Genomic DNA, 25,226 nt, shown 5'->3' on the forward strand with positions numbered 1-25,226 from the left:
CATCTTATAGACTTATGGCAATTTATGCAAAAGATGACGATAATATGTTTCAACATCTTTCCAATGGTAGAAAGGAGCAATATCCGTTTCTACAGGGATGGTAACTTCTTTCTCACAATGCATGAACTTCACCAGTATATCGTCAGAAGCTTTTTTTCTGAAGAAAACCAACTGAACGTTTGCCGCCATCGGAGTGACCTTGAAATTACACCATGCCTGATAAAATTTATCGGGATCCGTTTCGGCTTTCCACATATCGCCCAATTGGAGCAACGCTACCAAGGGAATGATATTTCCATCGTGCCCAAAGCGTAATGTCGCCGTATGGGTCCCGGACCTGATTGCCTCATCGGCCGAATCCAATATATTTTCAAGCAATGACCGGGCACTGGCCGTCATTATTCCACCATTGGCAGGTGCAGGTCCGTCACATACATAATTATGATAATTGCAAACTTGCCAAAGATCAAATAATTCATCTTCCTGAAATACATCATAAAGACTCACCTCTATCTCTACATTCTGCAAATCTGAAGCAATCCAATAAAGTCCCCACATCAATTCATCAGGATTCACATTCTTACGGATATAGTCAGGACTATTAAATAAAGAAGTGACCAAACGATCGGGACGAGTATGGCTTTCTTTAAACTTTCTATATTCCTCATACCAAGGTCCCTGATGAGAAACAAACTTCACGGCTTCCGGCGTATGATAATTCATATATTTCATATACCTGGCACAAGCTTCGCGCCGGATCTGCAATGCCGGATTGAGTTCTTTCAACCGTTCACAAAAGGCATCCATACTCAATACACATCGCAACACCACGGTAGAGCGTGCAGACAGAGCAGGAGATCCCTTGAATACCTCGGGATAGTTCTGAAACATTCTTTCGGCTATCCCCCGGTGTTGCCTCACACCCAAAGGGGTCAAATCTCCCCCATGTCCCTCGGCATCTTCCCACACCAACGCCATTCTTTTGCGAACATCTTCTCCCAAAGCGGTCAAAACTCCAGCTTGATGTGCCTTCTCGAAAATATCAACCACTGTTTTATAATCCTGTTCCGATTGAATCCACCTTGAACCGTGTCGTGCATAATGACTGATATAAAACGGTTTATACCCTTTAGGCGGAGGAGTCGCGATAGCTTCCTTTACGGGATAAGCATAGTACACTCCTCCCGTCCGGGCTATATCTTCCAATATAGCCTCACGGGTGGACTGAGCAAAACCATTCAGATGAATTCCACACAAACAGACAGACAGGACAATATATTTAAAAAGCGCCATCGTTTTCATGCTTATTAATTATATCCCTCGTTCTGACCAAATTCATCCGGATTCAAGATAGAGTCCAGAAACATCTGAGGAATAGGACGCCATGCATGATGCGGTTGAATCAATGGAATGTCCGGATTATGAGCTTTCACATATTCTACTAATTTTCCGGTTCTTTTCAAATCAAACCAGCGCATGAATTCGCCGCAATACTCACGTGCTCTTTCTTCCAAAATAAAGTCGATCGTCATCTTGTCCACTCCTACCTCCATTTCAGCTTCCTTGCCCGGTACAGCCGCACGTTTGCGTATATCATTGATACGTGCTTTAGCTATCTCCTTATTTCCTCCGGACTTCATTATCTCACATTCGGCAACAATGAAATACATTTCGGGCAAACGCATGGTAATCACATCATTTGCACCTACCTGCGAATTGGTAGGCAAGCCTTTGTTTTCAAAATTCGCATCTTCGTACTTTAGCAATGTCGGGAAGTGAATGTTAAAGTTGGCACTCTTGCTGACACTTCCATCGGCTGCATAGGTATCATCAATATCAACGACAGCATATGGCAAGTTACGTTTGCCAGCAATCTTCTTCTTGGTGAAAAGTAGCGCTGTTTCTCCCGGCTGAATAACCTGACCAATCATAGATGACGGTTTTTCAAAATAGTCCAACTGATCCTTAGTCCAGGCATAAGCTTGGGGTGTATTCAGTTTATACTCTTCACGGAACCAAGCATTATAACGAGCATCTATATCCTCATTATACAATTCCAATAAATAACGGGTAGGCATCATCGCCATACTACCCGACTTGGCATTCTTATCATTTCCATATTCATAATCCTGTACCATACCTGCTCTTGCCGAATAACTGGCATGGAAATACATATGCATACGGTTCGGGTTTTTAGCCTGCATATTCAATGATGACTCAGTAGAGTGGGTCACAACGAACATAGCCTCTTTATTCGTTTTATTATTATCCGGATCAAAAACTTCGGCAGGTGTATTATACAAAGACACCTTCAATGCGCTCTGGTTATCAATCACATATTGAGCCGCATCCTCAGCGATTTTATAATATTTATCTTTGTCTGCCTGACTGTCACAATAGGAAACCCGTGTCAGTGCGATGCGCGCTAACAAGCCGTATGCTGCTTTTGAGGTCGCACGACCTACATCTTTAACAGGATAAGGATCAACGGGCAGATTATCCACCGCATTTTGCGCATCAGTCAGCATTAAATCATATAAATCTTCATAGCTGCTGCGATAACAATTCATTGAAAGACTTTCGGCAGAAGTTTCTTTGGTCCTAAGATCCACGTTACCGTAAATTTCAACCAAATGCCAATAAGCGTAAGCACGCATGAAACTTAATTCACCAAAACGGATATCTCTCAGTTTCTTGTCTTTGAATTCCACTTGGTCAATCCGTTCCAAACCGGCATTACAGTCGTTTATAATTTCATACAGACGATTCCACGTGTTCTTAATCTGACCAACCGAAGCCGTCAATTCTTCATATTTAGACATCTGACGACCATAACCGCAATTGGCAATATTGATCCAAAGATCGCCACCACCGTTCAGCAATAACACAAAATCTTCACGTCCATAAAACTGACCGCCCCAAAAAGCATAAGCCGAATTGACAAGGGCCTCAAAACCGGCCTGTTCTTTGTACACGTTATCCGGGGTACTTCCGGCAGGATTGTATTCCTCCAAATCACATGATTGCATGCCCAATAACAGAGCAGCACATGCTACAAACATATATTTTTTACCGTATTTCATAATAGTTATTTCTTTTTTATCTGTTAGAAATCAAGATTCAAACCAAATATAAACTGACGCTGCAACGGAGCTTTTGCTGACCCTCCGCGTTCTGCATCGTAATCCTGAATCAAATGATTCTTGGCAAAAGAGAAGAGATTATTGGCGGTGACATATGCACGAAGTTTGGACACGCCCAATTTTGAAGTCAACGATTTGGGGAATGTATACCCCAGTGATACAGTCTTGATCTTCCAATACGAACCATCAATGTAATTCAAAGTCTGATAACCCAGATAGTTATAGAAATTGGTCTGAGCCGGTCGCGGAAAATCATTGGACGGATTCTCCGGCGTCCAATAGTTCAAGTAAGCAGGGAAGTTACCTTTTCCCTGAGGATCATAAGAACCGGTCAGCTCATAATCAATCATCTGCCCCCAACGAGCGATAATATATACGTTCAAATCAAAGTTCTTATAACTAAAGTTGTTGTTGAATCCACCTGTCCATTTCGGTGACTGGCTACCCAGGTAAGTTTCATCCTTATCATCAATAATATAGTCACCATTCAAGTCTCTCAGTTTGATATCACCCGGTTTGAAGGGTTGTGTCTTCTTTGAATCTTTAAAATATTTAGCTGCTTCTTCAGCCTCATTTTCCTGCCAGATTCCCTCATTAATAAAATGATAGAATGATTTCAAAGGACGTCCAATCAACAAACTAGTCGTAATATGCGAATCTGATCCAATGATGTCTTTGCCATCAATCAGATCGGTAATCTCTTCATGATTGGCAGCAAAAGTAAGAGTGGAGTTCCATTTAAAGTTTTTGTTATCCACATTGACGGTATTTACCGATATTTCTATACCACGGTTCATGGTTGCACCGATATTTTGATACATCTTGAACGGAGTTGCGTTACTACCACCCATAGAAGTAGGCAAAGTACGGGGCAACAGGATATCAGTAGTCTTTGTCTGGTATAAATCGACAACAGCCGAAATACGGTTATTGAACAAACCGATATCAAAACCTAGATCCCAGGTATTGGACATCTCCCAGCCTACATTCTCATTACCTACATATTCATTGTATATATAATAGGTATAGCCATTATCCTGGAAAGCAGAGTTGGTTTTCGGAGTCAAGCCCGACTGAGTTCCGTAGGCCATGATACCCGAGTTACCTGTCTTACCCCAACTTAAGCGCAACTTCAAGTTGCTCAGAGCTTCCACATTCTTCATGAACGCTTCATCACTAATGCGCCATGCAGCAGCTACAGAAGGGAAATTTGCCCATTTATTACCTTTAGACAAACGTGAGTCACCATCCCAACGATTAGAAACCGTCAACATATAACGGCCTTTATAACTATAGTTGAAGCGCAAAGCATACGAGAAAGTCTGGTGCTGTATATAATCCGATCCAATGACATAAGAGCTTTTGTCATTGGCACCCAGATTATGCCATAAGTATGAATCAACCAACTGGCCCTCTCCTTGCGCATTCACTGATGTATATTTGGATTGTGTCCACGAAGTCAATGCAGTGGCACCAAAAGTATGATCTTTGACGGTTTTGTTATAACTGATAATATTATCCCAATTCACAAAACTCTTTTCGGAAGATTTGATTTTGGACAGTGACGTTGAATTCTGTCCCAAACGGTCAATAGAACTGGCCCCTTCAAAATCCTGCTTACGATAAAAAGCATAATTGGTTCCTAAATTAGAACGGAAAGTCAATCCTTCAACAGGAGTAAAATCCAAATACCCATTAGCTATCAAATTTGTTTTCAGCACATGATGTCTTGCAGCCACTTCAGATGCCTCATCCACCAACGGACTCACCTGTCCATTCTTTCCTAATGGATATTCTACCACTTTACCGTCTTCATCGTATGCTTTACCAAGAGGCGCATTAGTAGCAGCGCGCCATAGCACATTCTCGGCACGCTCATCTTGTGCATAATGAGTGACCTGTGTAGTAGCTCCTACTTTTACGGTCTTGCCTAACTTGTGCTCAATGTTCATACGCAAGTTGTACTTATCCATTTTATCATTTTTGAAAGAACCCTTTTCCTGATAATATCCGGCAGACAACATCGCGGTGGTCTTTTCCGTACCTCCTGACGCTGTAACCTGATGGCTTTGAACAAGCCCTGTATGAAGCACCTCATCTATCCAGTCAGTCCACTCACCGTTCTGAATGGCCTGCCATTCCTCCACAGTGAAAAGTTTCTGGTCATCGGCGGTAGAATTCCACTGACCGCCAGTACGAGCAGCTTCACGACGCACCTGCATATAGTCTTCCCCACTCAGCATATCAGGATATTGCGCCCACCCGTTTACACCAAAATAACCATTATAAGAAAACTTTGTTTTGCCTTGCGCACCTTTCTTGGTTGTTATAATGATTACCCCATTAGCACCTTGTGAACCATAAATTGCCGTAGAAGAAGCATCCTTCAACACCTCAATAGACTCAATATCAGCCGGAGCAATATCCGAGAAATCACCTCCCTGCATACCATCAATGATAAACAGCGGAGCATTGGCAACATTGTTACCAAACTCATCTTTCACATCGGACAGTGAACGCTGGCCGCGAATATTAATGGTTACACCCGAAGTAGCCTTACCTGAATTACGTACAATATCCAAACCCGGAACCTGCCCCTGCAATGCTTCCATGGCATTAGATGCCGGTGATTTTACAATATCAGCCGCCTTCACTGAAGCAATAGAACCTGTAAGGTCACGTTTCTTCATCACGCCATAACCTACAACGACTACTTCATCCAAAGCCTGCGTATCGGCCTCCATTTTAATGTTCAGCTGATTGCTTTTTCCCACCGTTATATCCTGTGTCTTATATCCTATATAAGATATGACAAGAATATTCTTACCTGAAGGAACTTCCAAAGAATAATTACCGTCAAAATCGGTAATCGTACCCACCGTTGTACCTTTCACCAGTACGGATACACCAATTAACGGTTCCCCTGTGTCATCTATGATTTTACCTGTGACAGTACGTCCTTGCTGGACAGACTGAACCAATTCACCGGCAACAGGGTCACTTGCATTTGCATAAGAAAATGCAGACGGCATACATAATGCTGCCGATAACCCTAAAATAATGGGAGTACGTCTGATATTACTTTCCCAATTTTGTTTCGGACTTTTTTTCATGCTTTTCATTTCTGTTATAATAGTTAACAAGATTTATTTTATCATATCTATTCAAATGACGCATATAAAAAACTCCTGTACTCAAAATTAATTATAAAAATACGTTAAATAAAAAGTATATTTTCTTTCATTTAGTATTTCTTTTTAACCGAATCACAAATCTAAATTTATAAATGCCTGATTTTAGCCGATAAGATTCTAATATAGGCAAGCCCCATGAATTATCTCCCCCAACTTCCATTCGTGCACAATTTATACTTACTGTAGTGTTACTATGAGGCTTCAATTCAAAGCCATGTTCCGATTATTTATAAGATCTACTGATTATAAGCAATCTCAATCGGTTATTTAAGGTTTCATAAATTAAAAGGAATCATACAAATAACTCTATACAAATCAATATAAATAGAATATAATCAATTTCATCACAGTAATTATAATAGGTAGTAACAAATCGATATACGACTACCAATACAATGGAATGAAAAAAAATTGTCTTGCCTCTTTACAAATAGAGACAAGACAATTATTCTACTATAAAAGTTTTAAATTATCAACATCCAGGATTTTGATATTCAGCACCATTAGATATAGTTGCAGTAAATGTTGTAGAGATAGGTCGTAATGCATAATTAGGATTAAAGAACTGAGCCAAGTCCGGATGTGTTTCCTCCCAATAATTTGAACTCTTAAACATGCCGGTACGTTTCAAATCATAGAAACGACTGTTTTCGTCACAAAGTTCACACACTCTTTCAGCAAGAAAAATACGTACAGTAACACTCATAGAAATTGCACTGAACAAGATGCGAGTTTAGCCTATTTAATTAGCAAAATATAGATCATCGATGGGCCAGCCATTGCCATTAAAATTACCCAACGGTTTCGAGTTCAACGCAACTCTATACCCCCTTCCTAGTTTGGAGAATATACCGGAATTCCCCATCCAACGGGAGGATAGGTGGTATTGAAGTATTCAAAAGTGATCTCTCCCCCTTTTACAAAGTCAAATTTAAGATCTTCTTCTACGCCGTCCATTTCGGCGGTTGCCTCAGCATAGTAGCTACCGGGCAACAAATCGTACCGAGCTGTAAATTCTTCACCAGTAAATAACGTACCATATCCAGGGGATATTTCTGTTAAATCTTGTACCTGTGACCAATCCAAATTGTATAAATTAACATTAAAAGCCCCCATTGGTCTATGATTAGATAAATTACGTATGGTAATTTTAAGGAGATATGGTATTTGAGGAGCAAGAGCGGCATAAGAATCAAGCAAACCATATCCCATTTGGTTATTTGAAGTAGCAAATGCAGCTAGTGTTTGAAAAGTATATGGATAAACTGAAGATGTGATTTTCTGTGCTGTTTTCTCAATGCGATATCTTACTTCCGAAGCTGTCAAAGCAGGATATTTGGAAAGTACCATCGCTGCAACACCAGTCACTTGAGGAGCAGCGAAAGATGTACCGGACCCCATAACAGTGGTATTATCTGGATAAAGAGAATAAACATTCTCTCCGGGGGCAACAATATCTAATTGATTCCCGTAATTGCTGAAGGATGCTCTATTGCCATTTTGATCAATTGCCCCGACAACAATAATTCTCGAATCCGAGTTGGCAGGATAACTTATAGCCCCACCACCATTTCCGGAAGCAAAAACTACAACACAACCATTGTCAAGAGCACTTTTTATGGCCTCTCCAACCAATGTACTGTCATACTGCCATGAACAATTGATTACTTTTGCCCCATTATTCACTGCATATTCTATAGCCCTTGTCATTGTAATATCCGAAGATATTATGCCCCCCAAATTATTTACCGCAAAACTAATAGGAAGAATGGTTGTACCATAAGCAATTCCTGCAACACCTTGGCTATTATTAGGAATTGCACCTATAAATCCAGCAACCATTGTACCGTGAGCCCCCCTTACACGATTCGGAGTAGTTTGGGTGACAGCATCCCAACCAGGCAATACATTGTAAAGATCTCTATGGCTTACGTCCACTCCAGTATCAATAATGGCAACAATAACATCCGATGAACCTTGTGATATAATTGTTCGTGATTTACAATAATTGACATGGACATATGATTTTGTCAAATTATTACCAAGATGCCACAAAGAACCAGCCTCAAACAGAGGCTCATTGATACAATCCACATTACCTGCTCCCGAAAGACTAGGACTGGCAAATTCGAATAAACCGCTTTCATAAAAGAGATTTGCCATTTCCAGAGCATTTCTTTTGGAAAGATTAGTGCAAGCCAAATAATAACATCCTTGAAGAAATTCATCCGCACCTATTAATTCTACGGCATTTTCTTTTGCCAACTCTTTTAGTATAGAGAGGTTTGTCTCAGATTTTAATTTAACATAAAACAGATTTGTTATTCCTATTTCATTTCCATTTTTCATTTTGTAATAAGGTGCCCAATAAAAGGCATCTGACAAAACAGAAGAAACTCTATTGTAATCACCTTGAATGGTTGTAACTTTTAAATCTGTAAATTTTATCGTATTAGAATTTGCTTTTTTAGTACTTGGATATACACACTTACCCCATTCCTTTATACCTTCAAATTCCAAATTAGCTCTCGCGATTTTTTCTGAAAAAATATTTGCATCTGAAGCATAATACATTATTTGATATTTTCCTTCTACTTTTTGAACAGGTATTTTTTCTTTTTCAAGCCAATAATAATCAGAATAACTCATCTTGGAATCTACCGAACGTGTAATAGTAGAATTTTCAAAATTTAATTCATCTGATATGAAATCAGTACAGCCTCCAACGATGATTGTCAACAATAAGAGGGGGAAAAAAATATTTTTAAATCGTGTCATACTTTATATATTTACATTATAAAATTATTCTATTGTTTCCCCAACTAGAAGTCGTGAACAATACTTATTTCTGTGATTATAAAACTGCAAAATCAATTACATATAACAATAACCATCGACACACGGTACACAAAAGGTTTCACAAATGTCTCCTAAGAAACATCTGTGAAGCCCTCTATCATCGTTTTTTTAATTAATATCCGTTCGTTCCATATTCATCAGCATTATCTATCTGACTCAGGAAGTCATAAGAAATAGGACGCAGATAATGTTTTTGGGTAAATGATTTAGCAGCTCTTGGATTACCAATAGCCAAACGGCTCTCAAACGCCTTATGACGTTTTAATAAAGCCCAACGACCATATTCTCCACATAACTCACGAGCATACTCATCAAAAATATCATTTTCCGATGCTGTAGTCAACTTCATATGTGATTCAAAGTCATCAGCATTACGACAAGCCCGTTTACGAAGAACATTCAAATAAGTTGCCGCTTTCGCCCCATCACCCAGTTGTTGATTTGCCTCTGCCGCAATTAAATAAACTTCAGCCATACGCATAATCATGATATCACCGCACTTATATTGCAAATTACTTCCATTAAAAGCACCATCATAATTCCAATTATACTTGGACAGAGCAGGATACATCATAAATGAATTTGTTCCATCAAAACTTGCTTCTTTATACTTACCTTCCACATCAAACAAATCATCAATATTAATACAGAAATAAGCACGTTTTGCTTTATCAGTATCAGACAACTTATCTTTACTCAAATAAATAGAAAAGCGGTCTTCGTCTTCAGTTAGTGGATAAGGATGTACATATACATTCTTTACATCTACCAAATGAGCTATATCGCCCGAATGATCTCCTTTAGGCCACATTTTAGCAGGATACTGATTACCGGCACCATTAGATGTAGGTATATAAGTAGCATCTACATAAGGATAAATTTTCTTACCTATATGTTCACTGCTGATACCATATTTAGAACAAATATCCGCTGTTAACTCCACTGTTTTCTTCCCATAGGTAATTCCCCAATTGGTTTGTTCCATTGAAAAATCACCAAAAGCAGTAACAAATGAATTCTCCCAGCGCTTATCATAATCAGCATCAAAACAATCTATCAGATATTTAGACGGAGCCAAAATATTGTTATTCACACGACCTAAATAATAATTGCCTTTATCATTTGTCTTATAAATTTCACTCAATTTAGAAGGATTAGGGAAGAAAAATGAAAAAATATTTGTTTGTTTTCCCACTTTACAAGAAGGATCATAAGGATTTGGACCGGCAGCAACAAACAGAGCTTCTTTATTCTTACGGTTATTAGCTTGCGCCCAAACATCCTCTACATCATCATACAAATAAGCCCCATAGGCAGAAGCATTATTGATCAAATCCTCTGAAACTTCTTTTGCACGTTGCCAATAAGAAACACCATTTTCACTCAAGCCTTCACCGGCACCTTGTGCATATACACGCGCCAACAGACCTAAAGCTGTTTTTTTGGTACAACGAGCATAATTATCTTCATAAGGCGTTACTTCTAGCTTTTCTGCCGCAAACTTCAAGTCCTCTACAATTTGAGCATAGATTTCTTCTATAGAATTACGTTGCGGACGCGTGTTTATTCCTTTTGCCTCTTCCAAATTCAACGTAATATTTCCATAATGAGTAACCAATACTGAATAATAAAAGGCACGAAGGCAACGGGCTTCAGCCACCAGCCTTTCAATAACTTTCGGATCACTACCATCACCTTTCACCTCAACTGCCCTATTAATAACCGCATTACAATTATTAATCATTGAATACGCATACTTAAATGAAGTATTAGGATACTGAGTATTGGGTGCAAGACCTTCATAATAGAAAACTTCCTGAGCCCATGTCTTGTTCATAGAAGTGATCCAAGTATCAGTACCACCTTCACACAAAGCCAAGAACTCAAAATTAAACATATATCCCGATAAAGTCTGATAGCAATAAGATTGCATACCTTTCCATCCATCAAAAGTAGAAAGAGTTTCATCAGCCTCTACCATAGTGGGGTTATACTCGTCCAACGAACAAGCATGGAAAGAAGTCATCAAGCAAGCTCCTAAAACAACTTTGCTAAATATATTTTTCATTGTTATATACTACTTAATTATTAAAAATTTAGAATGATAAATTCACACCGAATACCATCTGTTTAGTTAAAGGATAATCCAAACTTCCATTCATTTCCGGATCATAATCTTTTAACAAATGACTTTTAGCCACTACCAAAGGATTAGTGATTGTTGCATAAAAACGGCATTTCCCGATTCCAGCTTTCTGCAACCAATTTGTCGGCAATGTATATCCTAATGTAATATTTTTAATTTTAAAAAACGAACCATCAACATAAGACAAAGCTGCACTTCCTACATAGTTTGTAAGACTTCTGTTGGCATAAATTGCAGGAAAATCATTTGAAGGATTTGTTTCAGTCCAGTAATTAAAATATTCAGGGAAATTACGAACGCCACTCGGATCATAACGACCTAACATATTGTACTTGATCATTTGTCCCCAACGCATATACATGAATACACTTAAATCAAAGTTCTTATAAGTAAATGTATTTTAAAATCCCATGGTCCAATCAGGAGCATTATGACCTAAAACTTGATAATCCTTGTTACTAGGAGTATATTTATTTGTAGAATCATAATAAGTTTTTTCTCCATTATCATTTACTTTATAATATTTACCTTCCGCTTCTCTCTCCATTCCTGGAATATTAATCTTCAAATCTCCTGGTTTCGCACCAAATACAGCCGCATCCTTCTCTTCACCAAGCTGCCATACGCCATCCAATTTATAATGATAGAAAGAATTCACAGGATGTCCTTTTGACAAAGAATAACCAGTATTTCCATTAGAAATGTTATCAGAGGTTCCATCAATTAAAGAAAGAATTTTTTCTTTATTGTATGTAAATGTCACTGTAGAGTTCCACTTAAAGTCCTTTGTTTCAATATTACGTGTATTAATCGCAAATTCGACACCTGTATTTTTAGTTTCACAAATATTTTGGTTTACAAAATAATATTCTGTCGGACTAAACGCACCATTTGTTACAGGAAGGTTTCTCGACCAAATAACTCCTTTTGTTTTTGTAATGTAAAAATCACCGGTAAAATCAATACGTCCATTTAGGAAAGAAGCATCTACACCCACATTAGTATTGTAAGATTTCTCCCACGCCAAATCCGGATTCGTATAATTTTTCGAGAATGAATATACATTTTGCAATTCACCTCCTAAAGCCATTCCAAAATAATCAAGGCTTGCAATAGAAGTATATGGATCAATAGCAGCAGTACCGGTCACGCCATAACCAACACGCAACTTCAAGTTACTCAACCAGTTTTGTGTGCCTGCCATGAATTTCTCATCTGACATTCTCCATCCAAGTGAGAAAGCAGGGAATGTATCCCAACGGTTCTCTGGGTTCAATCGTGAAGAGCCATCATGACGTACTGAAGCTGAGAACAAGTATTTACCCATATAAGAATAGTTCACACGTCCTACAAAGCCCATTCCTTTTGACATGTTATACAATGAAGAATTGCTGGAATTCTTAGAACCAACATCCATATTATGCCACATATACCGATTGTTTTCGATATTGGTTTGCTTCATATACGCTTCATCATACTGATTATGTTCCCATGAAGTGACACCTGTAACGGTAATATCATGTACATCCTTTACTTTAAAATTATAAGTGATTATGTTCTCCCATTTATAATTATAATTACGCTTATTCGTTATAGTAGCATATACATTGTCATTGGTACCTTTTGAAGCAGGTCCTGAAGAATAATAATATTGATATGATCCTTGACCTTGGAAATAATTATTTCGAGAATAATTTAAGGTAGCTCCCAAACGGGAAATAACAGATAAACCTTTTATCGGAGTAAGTTCGATATAAGGGTTCATGTAAAGTTTAAAATTCTGATCCTGATTTTTATACACTCCACTCTGTGTATTTAGCAAAAGATTAATCATAGTGCTGCCTATTACAGGCTCAACATTAAAATTCCCATTTTCATCTTTAATCTTTCCTAAAGGTTCTGCAGAAAGAGCTGTTTCCAACTTAGCATAAGCTTTATTTCTATGAACATAAGATCCTTGCATATTGGCCCCTATTTTTAACCAATCTCTTACTGTATGATCTATACGGATATTAGTAGAATATACTTTATAATTATCTCCAGTATACTGTCCCTTTTCATCTGAAAAGTTCAAAGAAATATACCCTTTTGTTTTTTCTGTACCACCCGATACTGACAAACTATAGTTTTGGGTATATCCATTCTGCATCAATTCATCTGCCCAATCAATATAATCACCATTCAAGTGTGCCTGATAAGCTTCGGGTGATGCAAAAATACGTTCGTCATCAGCAGCAGAATTCCAGTTTCCTGTTGCTTTATTGGCGTCACGCAAACCTTGAATATAGCTTTCTCCACTGCGCATTTTAGGAGTTTTTGACCAACCATTAAATCCGGCATAAGCATTAAAGTTTACATTAGTTTTTCCTGCTTTTCCACTTTTTGTTGTTATAATGACAACACCATTTGCACCCGCCGCACCATATACAGCCGTAGAAGAAGCATCCTTCAAGACTTCAATAGATTCAATATCATTAGGATTCAAAGTCGAATAATCACCGGGCATGCCGTCAATAATAAAAGTAGGATCACCACTGGCTGTAAACGAACGTGTTCCACGCAATTGCATTTTGACCCCTTCACCTGCCTGGCCTGAAGTACGAGTTATATCCAAACCTGCCACCTTACCTTGCAAAGCCTCCATGGGATTAGAACCCGGATTCTTTGTAATTTCCTCGCTCTTTACAGATACAACAGCACCAGTCAAATCACGTTTCTTCACCGCACCATATCCAATAACCACCACTTCATCCAAAGCTTGTGTATCAGGGTCCATTTTAATATTCATCTGGTTATTCTTACCAATAGTGACTTCTTTTGTCTTATAACCAATATAAGATATCACTAATATATTCTTCCCAGCAGGAACATCCAATGTATAATTACCATCAAAATCAGTGATAGTACCCACAGTAGTACCTTTTACCAATACAGAAACCCCAATCATAGGCTCCCCTAACTCATCCAAAATTTGTCCTGTTACGACTCGTCCTTGCATAACAGACTGAATGGATCTAGTACCCATTCCTTCACTAGCACTCGCATACGAAAATGCAGCAGGCATACATAATGCGACTGATAATCCCAATACCATAGGTGCTTGTTTCATACCACATCCCAAAGTACTCGAATATTTCTTCATGTCTTTTCTCATTTTTCTATGGTTAACAAATTAATTAATAATCCATATGATTTATCTCTAATGTAGTAAAAATACGATGTTTTAGTTTTCTCTCTTCAGATAAAGTCATTACTTCCATCGCTTCATCAGAAACCAATAATACATTCTTGGCCTCTTCAAAGACTTTCAGCAGTTCTGCATGCCCCTTTAAAAGCTTATCCCAATGAAAAGCCATTTCAGGAGCATCATCCAGAACATACTTGATAAAGTCGTCATCCTTCAAAAAGTCTTCTACCTTGCTATACACCTTTTTTGTATCCACGTTACAATCATTTTTCATTATGACGGATAGTGGTTCAAAGTTGTACTCACCTGAAAACTTAAAATATTATCCTACCAATTCCCTTAATCTTGTAATACCTCTATGCATCAAATTTCGTACCGACTGGTAATTCATATCCATAATGGTACAAATATCTTCATATTTCTTCTCTTCTATATAATATAAGGTAAGTGCCTCACGTTGGCGCGGAGATAATTGAGCCAACAAATGTTTTACTTTTATATTTTCAAAACAACTTTTTTCCTTTTCCAAATATTGATTCTCTACATCATCACCTGCTGCAACGGGATTCAGTTCCTCAACAGCGGTTTCCGACATGAACATCCGTCTGCGAAGTTCATCACATAACTTGTTTTTCAAGGAAATGAGGAGGTATGATTTGAAGTTGTCAATGATACCCAATTCAGCCTTCTTTGTATACAATTTTACAAAGACATCATGAATGCAGTCCTTCAACAATTCTTTGTCAGTAGTTAACTTACATCCATAATTAAATAGAAGATTAATATGCATATCATATAATGTAGAGAATGCACTTACATCTCCAGATTGGAAAGCGGTTACCAAGCAAGCTGTCTTATCATTTAAGTTTTGTTCCATCACAGTATACTAATTATAGGTTGTTTTGATGATGATGCAAAACTAGGGAGGATACGCTACTTTTTTAGGTAATATTTGATTATTGGACCGAAAAAACAGATAACCTGCTGAAAAACATATATGCTAAATATTACAGATTTTCATTAAAAAGGAGAACCAAAATAAATCCGGTTCTCCTTCCATGTACTAAATTCTATGAAACCAATAAATACAATCTTTGTTTTTCTCTGCTTTAAGCATATATACATCTTTAATATTCAACCGTTTAGCAATCACTGTTATTACTCCGGTCTTCGGATCAACAGACTTCAATATGTATTTTCCAGGTGATAAATGAACAGGAATATCTGTTGCAGAATGGGAATAAATGATACTTCCAATACCAGATTTTACCAATTTCTGATACTTATTTGTACCAGTATCCTCCATATCCATAGCAGCCGCATCAGTTAAAAAGCTTTCATCAGCAACTGGAACAACCGGGCAAGACCCACTTGCCATGAAGACAGCCCAAGCCATATCCGGATAATTCTGCGCATAGTAAGTAACCGCTTTTTCCGGGAACTTCTTACGATATTCACTCACCGCCCGATAAGCTTCATCAAAAGTAACCTTACCTACTTTCATTTTACGGGCATGCTGACGGGGAGCCAAGTTCTTTCCACCTTCGGGAGCATAAAGACCATCCACTTTATAGTGCCAGTAACGAATATCAATAATGTCAACTAATTTCGCACGCTGCGTATCATTCAGAATGGCATCTTGAACATCCTTTGTCGCACTTAACGCCACAGTTGCTTTCTTACCGGTTTCTTTCTCCCACTCTCCTATCACATCCAGCCAGAATTGTACAAAATGCAACGGACCGGTAAACTCCGCACTGATCAGTTGTACCACATTTGCATCATCGGCAAAATTATCCAAGCATTGGCGAATATACTTTCTATGAAGCTCACGACGTACAGGATGACTGATATCATAAAACATATCCGCTACAAAGATACGTTTGTCACCGGCAAAAGGAACAGGTTCAGGCATATCGGTCTGATTGATATTATTGGCCGACCGCCAAGGACAGTCTACCCAATGTGCTCCCGCTTCCAAGATATTATGCTGGAAGTAATTCTCATGGAAAAGCAAAAGACCTTTTTCCGCCCCTTTTTCGGCAAACTGCTTCAACCGGTTCCAATACCATGCATTGGGACGGTTCAAATCATACTTGCTCAATCCTTCCCAAGCAGTACCTTTTCCACTGCGGGCAAACGGTTGTTCGTAGAATGGTCCCCACACATCTCCATCACGACGACGGACGCGCTCATGATCGTCACGACGACGCTCATACCACAAACCGTAATTATGATCTAAAACCAAAATCTGATTCTTCACCATATAATTCACCGTAGAATCAATTCTATCTGTCAGCCCAAGTCCTTCGCGTCCCGGCACGAAACGGGTAACATGTGGCTTGGCTTTAGACAAGAAGCTGGTCCTCAGTTTCCCATTCCACCAAGGAACCTCCTGTCTGCCGCCTACCAGTAACCGACCATCCACCTGCATACGCCCATTAATAATGGCAAACAGATGATCCTTTTTGTCCTTATATATAGGTGTATTAAACTTTAAATGTTCTAAAGATTTCAGCTTCCCGGAAGACACACAGGCTGTATAGGGTGCTTCCTCAATCCATTTTTGCATAGTAAGACGGGGAGTATAAGCTTCCTTTGCCATCTCCATTGCCGCTTCTACGGTAGGACTGCTGGTTGCGTTGGTAGCCCTGGGAAGAATACGTGCCTGGTCAGAACAATCTTTATTCAAACGTGCCGCCAACTGTGCATAAAACAAGCTGCGGGGATGTACGTGATTATTTGATTCCGCCCATTGGCCGTCACCCGAGAATTGCGCCCAACAACCGTATGCACGGTTTACCGCATCTCTTGCCGGTGAATAACACTCTATCCCGGCAGCTGTACATTGCCAGAAAAGACTGTTGCCTGTATTCCAACCGACACCATTTTTATCCTGTCCCAAATTCTTAAATACCAAATCATGGCCATCAATGTTTACCACATCAAATAATAATCCACAGGCCCAGGAATCAATAGAACCGCTGAATCCTAACGACTCTTCCGAATCACACTGTACAAAAGCATTCGGACCTGCCGCACAAAATCCGGCTGAGAAATCATGAATACCCTGTTTAGAATAACAACGCTGAAAAAGTGTCTGCTGCCCCATAGTATAAAATGTACTGCGACGCATTCCACCTATCTCTGAAACAGGTTCTGTGGATACACAATCTTCTACAGTTGTTTTAGAACCGGTACGCTGTATAATCACAGCACTTCCTGCAAAGTGCTTAAAATTTACCCTGCGTACCCAACAGTTTTCGGCATTTTCTATAGATACCCCCGTCCAGCAATGATCCTCATCTTTAGGATACTTCTTATTATAGTCAGAAGCCAATGTCAGATTCTCCAAACCTGCTTCTGCGATTCTGCCCGGCCAACTATAACGTAACACTTTGACAGTTCCCCATTTATTATCCAAAGCCATTGTCAAAGGAGCATCCAAAGTCAATTGGTTTCCATCCGCCTTACTTACTGACCTATCCCAAACCAAATCCATCTCTCCTTCTTTCCAGCCCAAAGCAGAAATACCTCCGCCAAAAATATCACAACCGACAGAAGCAATCCATTCTTTCGTAGAGGGGCGGACAATCCGGACCCGCTCTCCGGAAACCAGCTGTACATTATTGGTTACCTGAAAAGTACAAGTATTTACAGGAACGTATGATGTCAGTACATCCAAGGTATCCGTAACAGCCAAATCATTCCGTCCTTCAATATAAAGCAAAGCCCCTCTGTCCACTCCCTTTTTCAACAATACGGTCTGTTCCCTGTCACTGCCGCGCAGCACGACTCCCGACACAGAGATACGCAAGCTCTCATTCAATTCAAAAGTTCCTTTATCCAACAAAACAGCCCCACGAAAACCATTTTTATCCAAAGCCAATGAAGATACATAGTCAATGGCACGCTGGATACGAGAGGAATTATCTCCAGGCTGCCATGAAACAAAAACGGCATTCGCCACATCAGGTATAGGCTGTTCCGAATTATGGTAACCGCAAGAAGAATAATCTAGAATACGGTTTCCACGTTCATCAGTCACATAAGTCAGTTTTTCGTCCTTCACCTGTAAAGGAAAGGTTTGCGCAGAAATCCGCGCAAACCCCAAACTTAAAAATCCCAATAATAATAACTTATAATTCATTTTACATCAAGCTTTTACGTTTTGCCAAAGTATCGTGATTGTTCTTTACTTCCGTCCAATCCACTTTCTTTGCAGGATCTATGCCATTAATGTATTTTTCAATGTTAGTATACCCGTCACCATTACAATCTTTCACCGCATCACCCGGATCATTAGGATTGAGTCCGTATCTCACCTCCCAGGCATCCGGCATACCATCACCATCCGTATCAACCACAGGAGTACCTTTATATTCGGGCAAACCACCCACCTGACGAGGATCTGTAATGATACCTTGTTTATAAGAATCAACAGGAAGACGTCTTTTCACATAAGGACTAACGAATTCAGGAGCGTCTTTCACATAAATAGCTTTCCCTGTCTTCACCGTCTTTATCACACGGGTATCCACCGCATCTCTTTTAGGGAAAGTAGCCCCGGCATTTTCCAATACATAATTATAGGCAGTTTTGGCATCCATAATAGTCACATGGGGCATTGAGAAAGGCTCGTTTACACGAATTTGATCTGTAAACTTCCCTGCGTCCGGCATATCGTATACCTGCACGCCGCCATCCCAATTATTCTTTGTCACACGCGCATTGCCTTCCACTACATTTCCGGCAACATACGCTTTACCAAAAGTATCCGGTTTCTTCTTGTCACGGCTCGATTCGGGTTTCACAATCCGGTAGGCAATCGGCTTATCTTTCGGAGTGATAGGACCCGGTTTAAAATAATTATTAATAATATTCAAACGGCTGGTTTCATCTCCTCCGTCAACAGAACGGTTCCACCAATTAAAAGTCACATTGTTTACCAGATTAAAATCCTCATTCATGCCAATGGAACAGTTACGGCTGATATTGGATGCGAACAAGTTACGGCAAAACATACTGTTATGCCCACCTATAGTCGCCCCGAAAGCATGATTGTAACAATCCAAAGCTTCCGAGAAAATAGAGTTCTGAATAGTTATGTTGACAGTAGGAAGCTTCAAACCATGTCCTGTGGAATCACGATGGTATACATGGCGATAAAGAGACATATTCTCATCCAGCCCCCAGCTGCCGGAGCAATGATCGATAATAACATTACCCACACAGTTACCTCCCAAAGCATCATCCCGGAAGAACACATCCTGCGCCCCCCGACGGAAACGCATATGGCGGATAATAATATCATGCGTATCAAGCAAGAAAGAAGCCCCTGTTACACAAACTCCATCCCCCGGAGCTGTCTGACCTGCAATAGTGATATACGGAGCACGGACGTTTATAGGGGTTTTCAGCCGGATAACACCCGAAACATTGAACACAACAATACGCGCACCACCGGTCTCACATGCCTCACGCAACGTTCCGGGCCCACTGTCAGCCAGCGAATTGACCACAATTACTTTTCCTCCACGTCCACCGGGAGTATAGGCCCCTCCCCCTTCTGCCCCGGGAAAGGCAGGTATGTTGCTCTTTATTAAATCCTCAGGTTTGGATGCCCATGGTTTATAAGGACGTCCTTGAGTAGCCTCAGACATTACTACAGGTAATGCTTTCGCCCATGCCTCATCCGATTTCCGGTCTATTTCCTTTTGTTGTTGTTCTCCTCTGATTTTTACCGAATCAGGAATTACAGGATACTGTGCCGCCACAGGCAACACACATGCAGTCAATGCTGCCACTGCAAATAGTTTCTTTAGTTGATTCATTTGGTTGCTAAATTATTATTTTTTCTATAACTTCATAACATAATACTCTGCTTTTAACATGATTCAAACACACATTGCGAATATTTCTATATCAAAGACGGAACAGAAAGCTTGTTGTACTCTCTATCCACACATAAAAAAGAGCTTGACACCGTTTTACCGGGCAAGCTCCTTTTTCTGCTTTTCAATAAACATTAATTTATATCTTTCCTCCACGTGCCTTGATACGTTCATACCAAGCCTTACGTTCTTTCACTAAATCATATCCCCGCTTAGAGAGGTAATTATTAATCCGGCCTTTGTATTTACCGAAAGCAGCATGTTTCTTATTTGAATTTTCAGCATCCATGGCAAATTCACGGGCTTCAACAAGCCATGCCATAATCTGCGCTTTCTCTTCTTCTTTCAAGGTAGGAATCATGTCAACCGTAGCTTTATAAGTTACCATTACCACACCATAAGTCATGCCATCTTTCACTGCATCTATCTGCTTGGCATCCAAATAAAGCGAAAGATCGGCCGGGAAAGCGAAATGAGTGCGGTAAAGTGCCGCATCCTTTTCAGCTTCGGCAGCTTTAACGGCTTCTTGTTTCGCATCGCCCGTCAGGGTTTCTTTTGCCAGCTTCACTTTGGTATCGCGCGTTTCGTATATGTCATTCAGTTTAAAATAACGGTTGGCTATGATAGTTGTCACTTCACGGGCGGCAACGGTATCTGTCAATTCCAGTTTATCTACAATCTTCTGCGAACGTTTCACAATAGATTCCACGTAAGCCGGATCGCGGCCTTCACGGTCCAAATCCACTGCTCCGGCGGTAATGACTACCGCCATGAGCAACAGAAACATTATACCTGACTTTTGTATCATATCCTGTCTTCTTTCCTCCGTTTATTACATCAACTTTCCTTTAGAAGCCAATGTATCATAATTGTTTCTCAAATCAGACCAGTCAATACAATTTCTAGTGCTGATACCATTAATATATTTCTCAATATTTGTATAGCCGTCACCGGTACAGTCCTTATTAGCATCCGAAGGATCATTAGGATTCAAGCCATTTGCCTTTTCCCATTCATCGGGCATGCCGTCACCATCTGTATCCACATACGGAGTTCCTTTGTATTCCGGATAACCACCCATCTGGCGGATATCGGTAATGATACCTTGCTTATAAGAATCTTTCGGCAAGCGGCGATATTTAAACTGTCCGTCTTCTCCCATTGATTTAGGAGCCAGTCCGGTCAAATCACCGTTAGCATCTTTGGCCATCTTTTTATCATAATATGGAATACCTGTTCTCACTTCCTCTATAATACGCTCATCCACGATGTCACGGCAAGGAATGTTGGCACCTGCATTTTTCAGTACAAAATCGTATGCATCATGTGCAGAAGTAATGCGGATGTATGGCATTTCAAAAGGACGGTTGCTACGCATATTCTCCGTATATCCCTCTGTATTCGGCTGAGTTTCAATCTGGATACCACCTGCCCAGTTATCTTCTGTAATGGCAGGATAACCTTCCATAATATTGCCATCGGCATAAACACGACCATATACTTTATGATCCAATTTGCTTCGTCCTGCTTCGGGTTTCAGGATGCGATGCCCCACAGGAGTATCTTTCGGAGTGGCCGGTCCCGGTTTATAATAGTTGTTGATCATATTGAACATAGCAGTATAATCGCCACCGTCCGAAGAACGATGTACCCAGTTGAACACTACATTGTTTACAAAATTGAAAACACCATTCCAACCGATGGAAGGATTACGTCCCGAATTACTTGCCCACAGGTTACGCATAAATGCACAATTCTCACCCCCTAAAGTGCTGCCGAATGCATGATTGTAAGTATCCAGTGCTTTTGCCGAGATAGTATTCTGTATGGTAACATTTACGGTAGGCAGTTTCAGATCTTTTGATTCATATTGTCCTTCGCTGGGATCGTACATATGGCGATAGAAAGAGATGTTCTCATCCAATCCCCAAGTACAAGAGCAATGGTCAATCATGATATTTCCAATCGGGTTGCCTCCGAAAGAATCGTCACGATGCCAGACTTTTGTTTCGCCACGGCGGAAACGCATGTGGCGTACCACTACATCATGCGTGTCTACCCAAAAAGACTCTCCGGCAATACATACCCCGTCACCCGGAGCTGTCTGTCCTGCAATAGTGACGTATGGAGCCCGGACGATAATGGGAGATTCCAATTTAATAATACCTGAAACATTGAAGACAATGATACGTGCTCCACCTGTCTCACAAGCCTCACGGAAAGAACCGGGACCACGATCATTCAAATTAGTCACGGTAATCACCTTACCGCCACGACCGCCGAAACTGTACATACCTCCTCCTTCAGCACCGGGGAAAGCAGGAATTCGTGCCTGCGGCAAATCGTATGGACGGGAAGCCCACGAAATATACGGACGACCTTCTCTCGCTTCTTTCTGTACAACAGGCAATGCTTTTGCCCAGGCTTCGTCAGAGCGGCGACGTTCTTCACTCATCATTTTCTGGTAGGCTTGCTTCGCCTCCTCAGTCAACTGGGGATACTGAGCTCTTGCTACAGGAACAATAAAAGTAGCCATACACAGTCCTAAAAACAATTTTCTTTTCATACTTTATTCTTAAAAAATTATATCTGTGCTATAAGTAAGTTGGAATTTATATTCCGTTCTCTTTTTCTTAACAATTATCTTTTTCAAGACGTGCCTTTCGGGGATATGTACTCAAAAAAGTTCACATTTTCTCTCTTCTTATTCGCGCTTCTAAAACGTATTCAGAAATATGCGAAAAAACTTATGAGAAGTTTCTTTGAGTCTTGTTACAAAATTCAGAGAAATTTGCTACAAGTTGCTCCCTACCTATATTGACTCATATATCACAATTGTACGAAACGCACACACGTTAACACTTTTCGATAAAGAGTAATAAGAATATTACAATTCTAATGTATTTGACATCTTTATTTTAAAGATATTTATTATTCAACAAAAACCTGAATACGAAATGGACGTCCTTCTCCCTCATCTGTAGTTATCCATATAAAAGTATCCGTCATAAACCCAGAAGCTCTCCTAAAATTAATCCTATAACAAGAACAATCCACCTTGAAATCTTCAATTTCCGCAAAAGACTTTTCTTCTATTCTTACAGCATACTGAGGATTATTTTCAATATTATCATATCTATTTACAAATGGCTCATAAGAGTAATTCATATCATAAGTAGGATATTGACTATCAAAATTTCCTCCAGTTTCCCAATCAATATAATGATCCCCTATAGTTGAAGACGCTTGCCATTGTAATGTTCCAGTCATCGGACTAGGAGGTCCACTAGTAAAGTAAGTCTTAAGCGTTTTCAATGTTTGACCAAACTTATCTACAACATATCCTTCCACATCATATCTTATTCCTGCACCTTTCTTAGTATTAAGAATTTCAATATGCTGTCCTTTATAAGTCCTAACAACCTTAGTTACTGTAGTATCCTCATCACTTAAAGATGGTTCGACATAATTTGATGTAACTACCCATTCCATATCAAATGGTTCAGGAACACTATAAGAAATGGGACAAGAATCCTTAAAATGACTTCCGTAAATTTCTTCTTTAACTTCACTAAGCTTATTCATCATCAAAGCCAAATAAGCATCAACCAAGCCATGTCCTATTTTATCATGAGTATTTTGGGGTAATTCCCTACAAGCATTAACCATATTCCAATACACTTTAGAGACTGTAGCTTCAGGATCTAAAGATAGTAATAATGCCGCAATACCTGAAATCATAGGTGCAGCCAAAGAAGTTCCACTCAAAACATCATATTCCCCATTTAATATTGTTGTCAATACATTTACTCCCGGCGCAACAAAATCCAGATTTTTTCCATAATTTGCATCGGAAGCATGCACACCATTTCTGTCAATAGATCCAACAGCTATTACCCCTTCAATATTTGCAGGATATTCCACACTAGATTGTCCTTGATTACCACTAGCGGCAACAACAACACACCCTTTCCCATTTCGTCCTTTTGTCAAAGCATTTTTTATTGCATCAGTCATTTTATCATCAGGATCACATGTCAAAGACATATTAATCACATCTGCTCCATTTTGCCACGCCCAATTTATAGCATTCACCATTTGAGAGTATTTCACACTCCCGTCAAGGTCTAAACTAATAGGCATTATTTCAACGTTAGGTGCTATTCCAACAATACCTATTCCATTATTACGTACAGCACCTATAACTCCAGCACAACACGTCCCATGCTTATCATAAATTCTACTAGGTGAAGTACCAGTCATCGCATCATAACTTAACGATGATATATTATTACTTAAATCCGGATGCGTTTTATCAACTCCTGTGTCTATAATGGCTACTTTTATTTTTTTACCATCTGCCCAATCCCATGCTTTTAAAGCATTAACGTCAATATTATTAGAATTTGACAACCCCCATTGTTGGGAAAAACCTGGATCATTGTATAGAATACTTCGAGAGCCAATGGCTAAATCAGAAACTGTTCCTTTTTCTAATTTGGGTACATTTATCCTTATATACTTTTCTTCTTGCTCCTCACTTTGCAATATCTCATCTTGAATACAAGACGAGAATGAAAACAAACTAACCAAAGCAAAGAAAATCCATTCTTTATTTTTTTTCATAATATTAATTTATTGTTTAATAATCAGTATCCACAGAGCTATACTATTTCATTATCAACAAAGAAGCTCTGTGGACACCAATAATTCTCAAAATCCGAATAAAATATCGGAAAGAAACATTCGCCTATTTCTAACCACTTTCATTCATTTTTTCTTTTTACTTCAAAGGATCAAATG

General features: G+C 39.5%; 12 protein-coding genes and 3 pseudogenes. All 15 read right to left on the reverse strand.

Annotated elements, in window-relative coordinates; genetic code table 11:
• Nucleotides 1–12: 12 nt before the first annotated feature.
• The gene (locus AB5935_RS13235; RefSeq protein ID WP_022185334.1) at nucleotides 13–1,293 is read right to left on the reverse strand and encodes a histidine-type phosphatase; all 1,281 of its coding nucleotides are present in this window, start codon (nucleotides 1,291–1,293) and stop codon (nucleotides 13–15) included.
• A 14-nt stretch (nucleotides 1,294–1,307) separates the two neighbouring features.
• Nucleotides 1,308–3,083, reverse strand: coding sequence for a RagB/SusD family nutrient uptake outer membrane protein (locus AB5935_RS13240; RefSeq protein ID WP_038609346.1), 1,776 nt, complete (start codon nucleotides 3,081–3,083; stop codon nucleotides 1,308–1,310).
• 23 nt (nucleotides 3,084–3,106) lie between these two features.
• Nucleotides 3,107–6,265, reverse strand: a complete 3,159-nt coding sequence (locus AB5935_RS13245) for a SusC/RagA family TonB-linked outer membrane protein (RefSeq protein WP_038609342.1) — start codon at nucleotides 6,263–6,265, stop codon at nucleotides 3,107–3,109.
• A 118-nt stretch (nucleotides 6,266–6,383) separates the two neighbouring features.
• Nucleotides 6,384–6,545 (reverse strand): annotated as a pseudogene (locus AB5935_RS13250) (hypothetical protein); the annotation flags it as partial.
• Between the two features lie 264 nt (nucleotides 6,546–6,809).
• A pseudogene (locus AB5935_RS13255) lies at nucleotides 6,810–7,040 on the reverse strand (RagB/SusD family nutrient uptake outer membrane protein); the annotation flags it as partial.
• 131 nt (nucleotides 7,041–7,171) lie between these two features.
• Entirely contained in the window at nucleotides 7,172–9,115 is a 1,944-nt protein-coding gene (locus tag AB5935_RS13260) for a S8 family peptidase (protein WP_051926257.1), read from the reverse strand.
• Nucleotides 9,116–9,308: 193 nt separating this feature from the next.
• A complete protein-coding gene (locus AB5935_RS13265) occupies nucleotides 9,309–11,264 on the reverse strand; it encodes a RagB/SusD family nutrient uptake outer membrane protein (protein ID WP_038609335.1) in 1,956 nt (651 codons plus the stop codon).
• A 28-nt stretch (nucleotides 11,265–11,292) separates the two neighbouring features.
• Nucleotides 11,293–14,484, reverse strand: a pseudogene (locus AB5935_RS13270) (SusC/RagA family TonB-linked outer membrane protein).
• Between the two features lie 34 nt (nucleotides 14,485–14,518).
• Nucleotides 14,519–14,803 (reverse strand): hypothetical protein, encoded by a 285-nt coding sequence (locus AB5935_RS13275; protein WP_038609329.1) that lies wholly within the window; start codon nucleotides 14,801–14,803, stop codon nucleotides 14,519–14,521.
• A gap of 48 nt (nucleotides 14,804–14,851) precedes the next feature.
• Nucleotides 14,852–15,406, reverse strand: a complete 555-nt coding sequence (locus tag AB5935_RS13280) for an RNA polymerase sigma factor (protein ID WP_038609326.1) — start codon at nucleotides 15,404–15,406, stop codon at nucleotides 14,852–14,854.
• A gap of 186 nt (nucleotides 15,407–15,592) precedes the next feature.
• On the reverse strand, nucleotides 15,593–18,679 hold the full coding sequence (locus AB5935_RS13285) for a DUF6298 domain-containing protein (RefSeq protein ID WP_038609323.1): 3,087 nt from the start codon (nucleotides 18,677–18,679) through the stop codon (nucleotides 15,593–15,595).
• A 1-nt stretch (nucleotide 18,680) separates the two neighbouring features.
• Nucleotides 18,681–20,363: a hypothetical protein gene (locus AB5935_RS13290; protein WP_007838442.1), complete on the reverse strand. Its 1,683-nt coding sequence runs from the start codon at nucleotides 20,361–20,363 to the stop codon at nucleotides 18,681–18,683.
• Nucleotides 20,364–20,562: 199 nt separating this feature from the next.
• Nucleotides 20,563–21,231, reverse strand: a complete 669-nt coding sequence (locus AB5935_RS13295; protein WP_008652229.1) for a DUF3826 domain-containing protein — start codon at nucleotides 21,229–21,231, stop codon at nucleotides 20,563–20,565.
• 24 nt (nucleotides 21,232–21,255) lie between these two features.
• Nucleotides 21,256–22,989 carry a thrombospondin type 3 repeat-containing protein gene (locus AB5935_RS13300; protein WP_007838440.1) on the reverse strand — a complete coding sequence of 578 codons (1,734 nt, stop codon included), beginning with the start codon at nucleotides 22,987–22,989 and terminating at the stop codon, nucleotides 21,256–21,258.
• A gap of 365 nt (nucleotides 22,990–23,354) precedes the next feature.
• A complete protein-coding gene (locus tag AB5935_RS13305; RefSeq protein ID WP_368327455.1) occupies nucleotides 23,355–25,049 on the reverse strand; it encodes a S8 family serine peptidase in 1,695 nt (564 codons plus the stop codon).
• Between the last annotated feature and the right edge of the window lie 177 nt (nucleotides 25,050–25,226).

Origin of the sequence: Phocaeicola sp. RTP21198st1_B8_RTP21198_201120, assembly GCF_040929485.1 — a bacterium.
Classification (GTDB): Bacteria; Bacteroidota; Bacteroidia; order Bacteroidales; family Bacteroidaceae; genus Phocaeicola; species Phocaeicola dorei.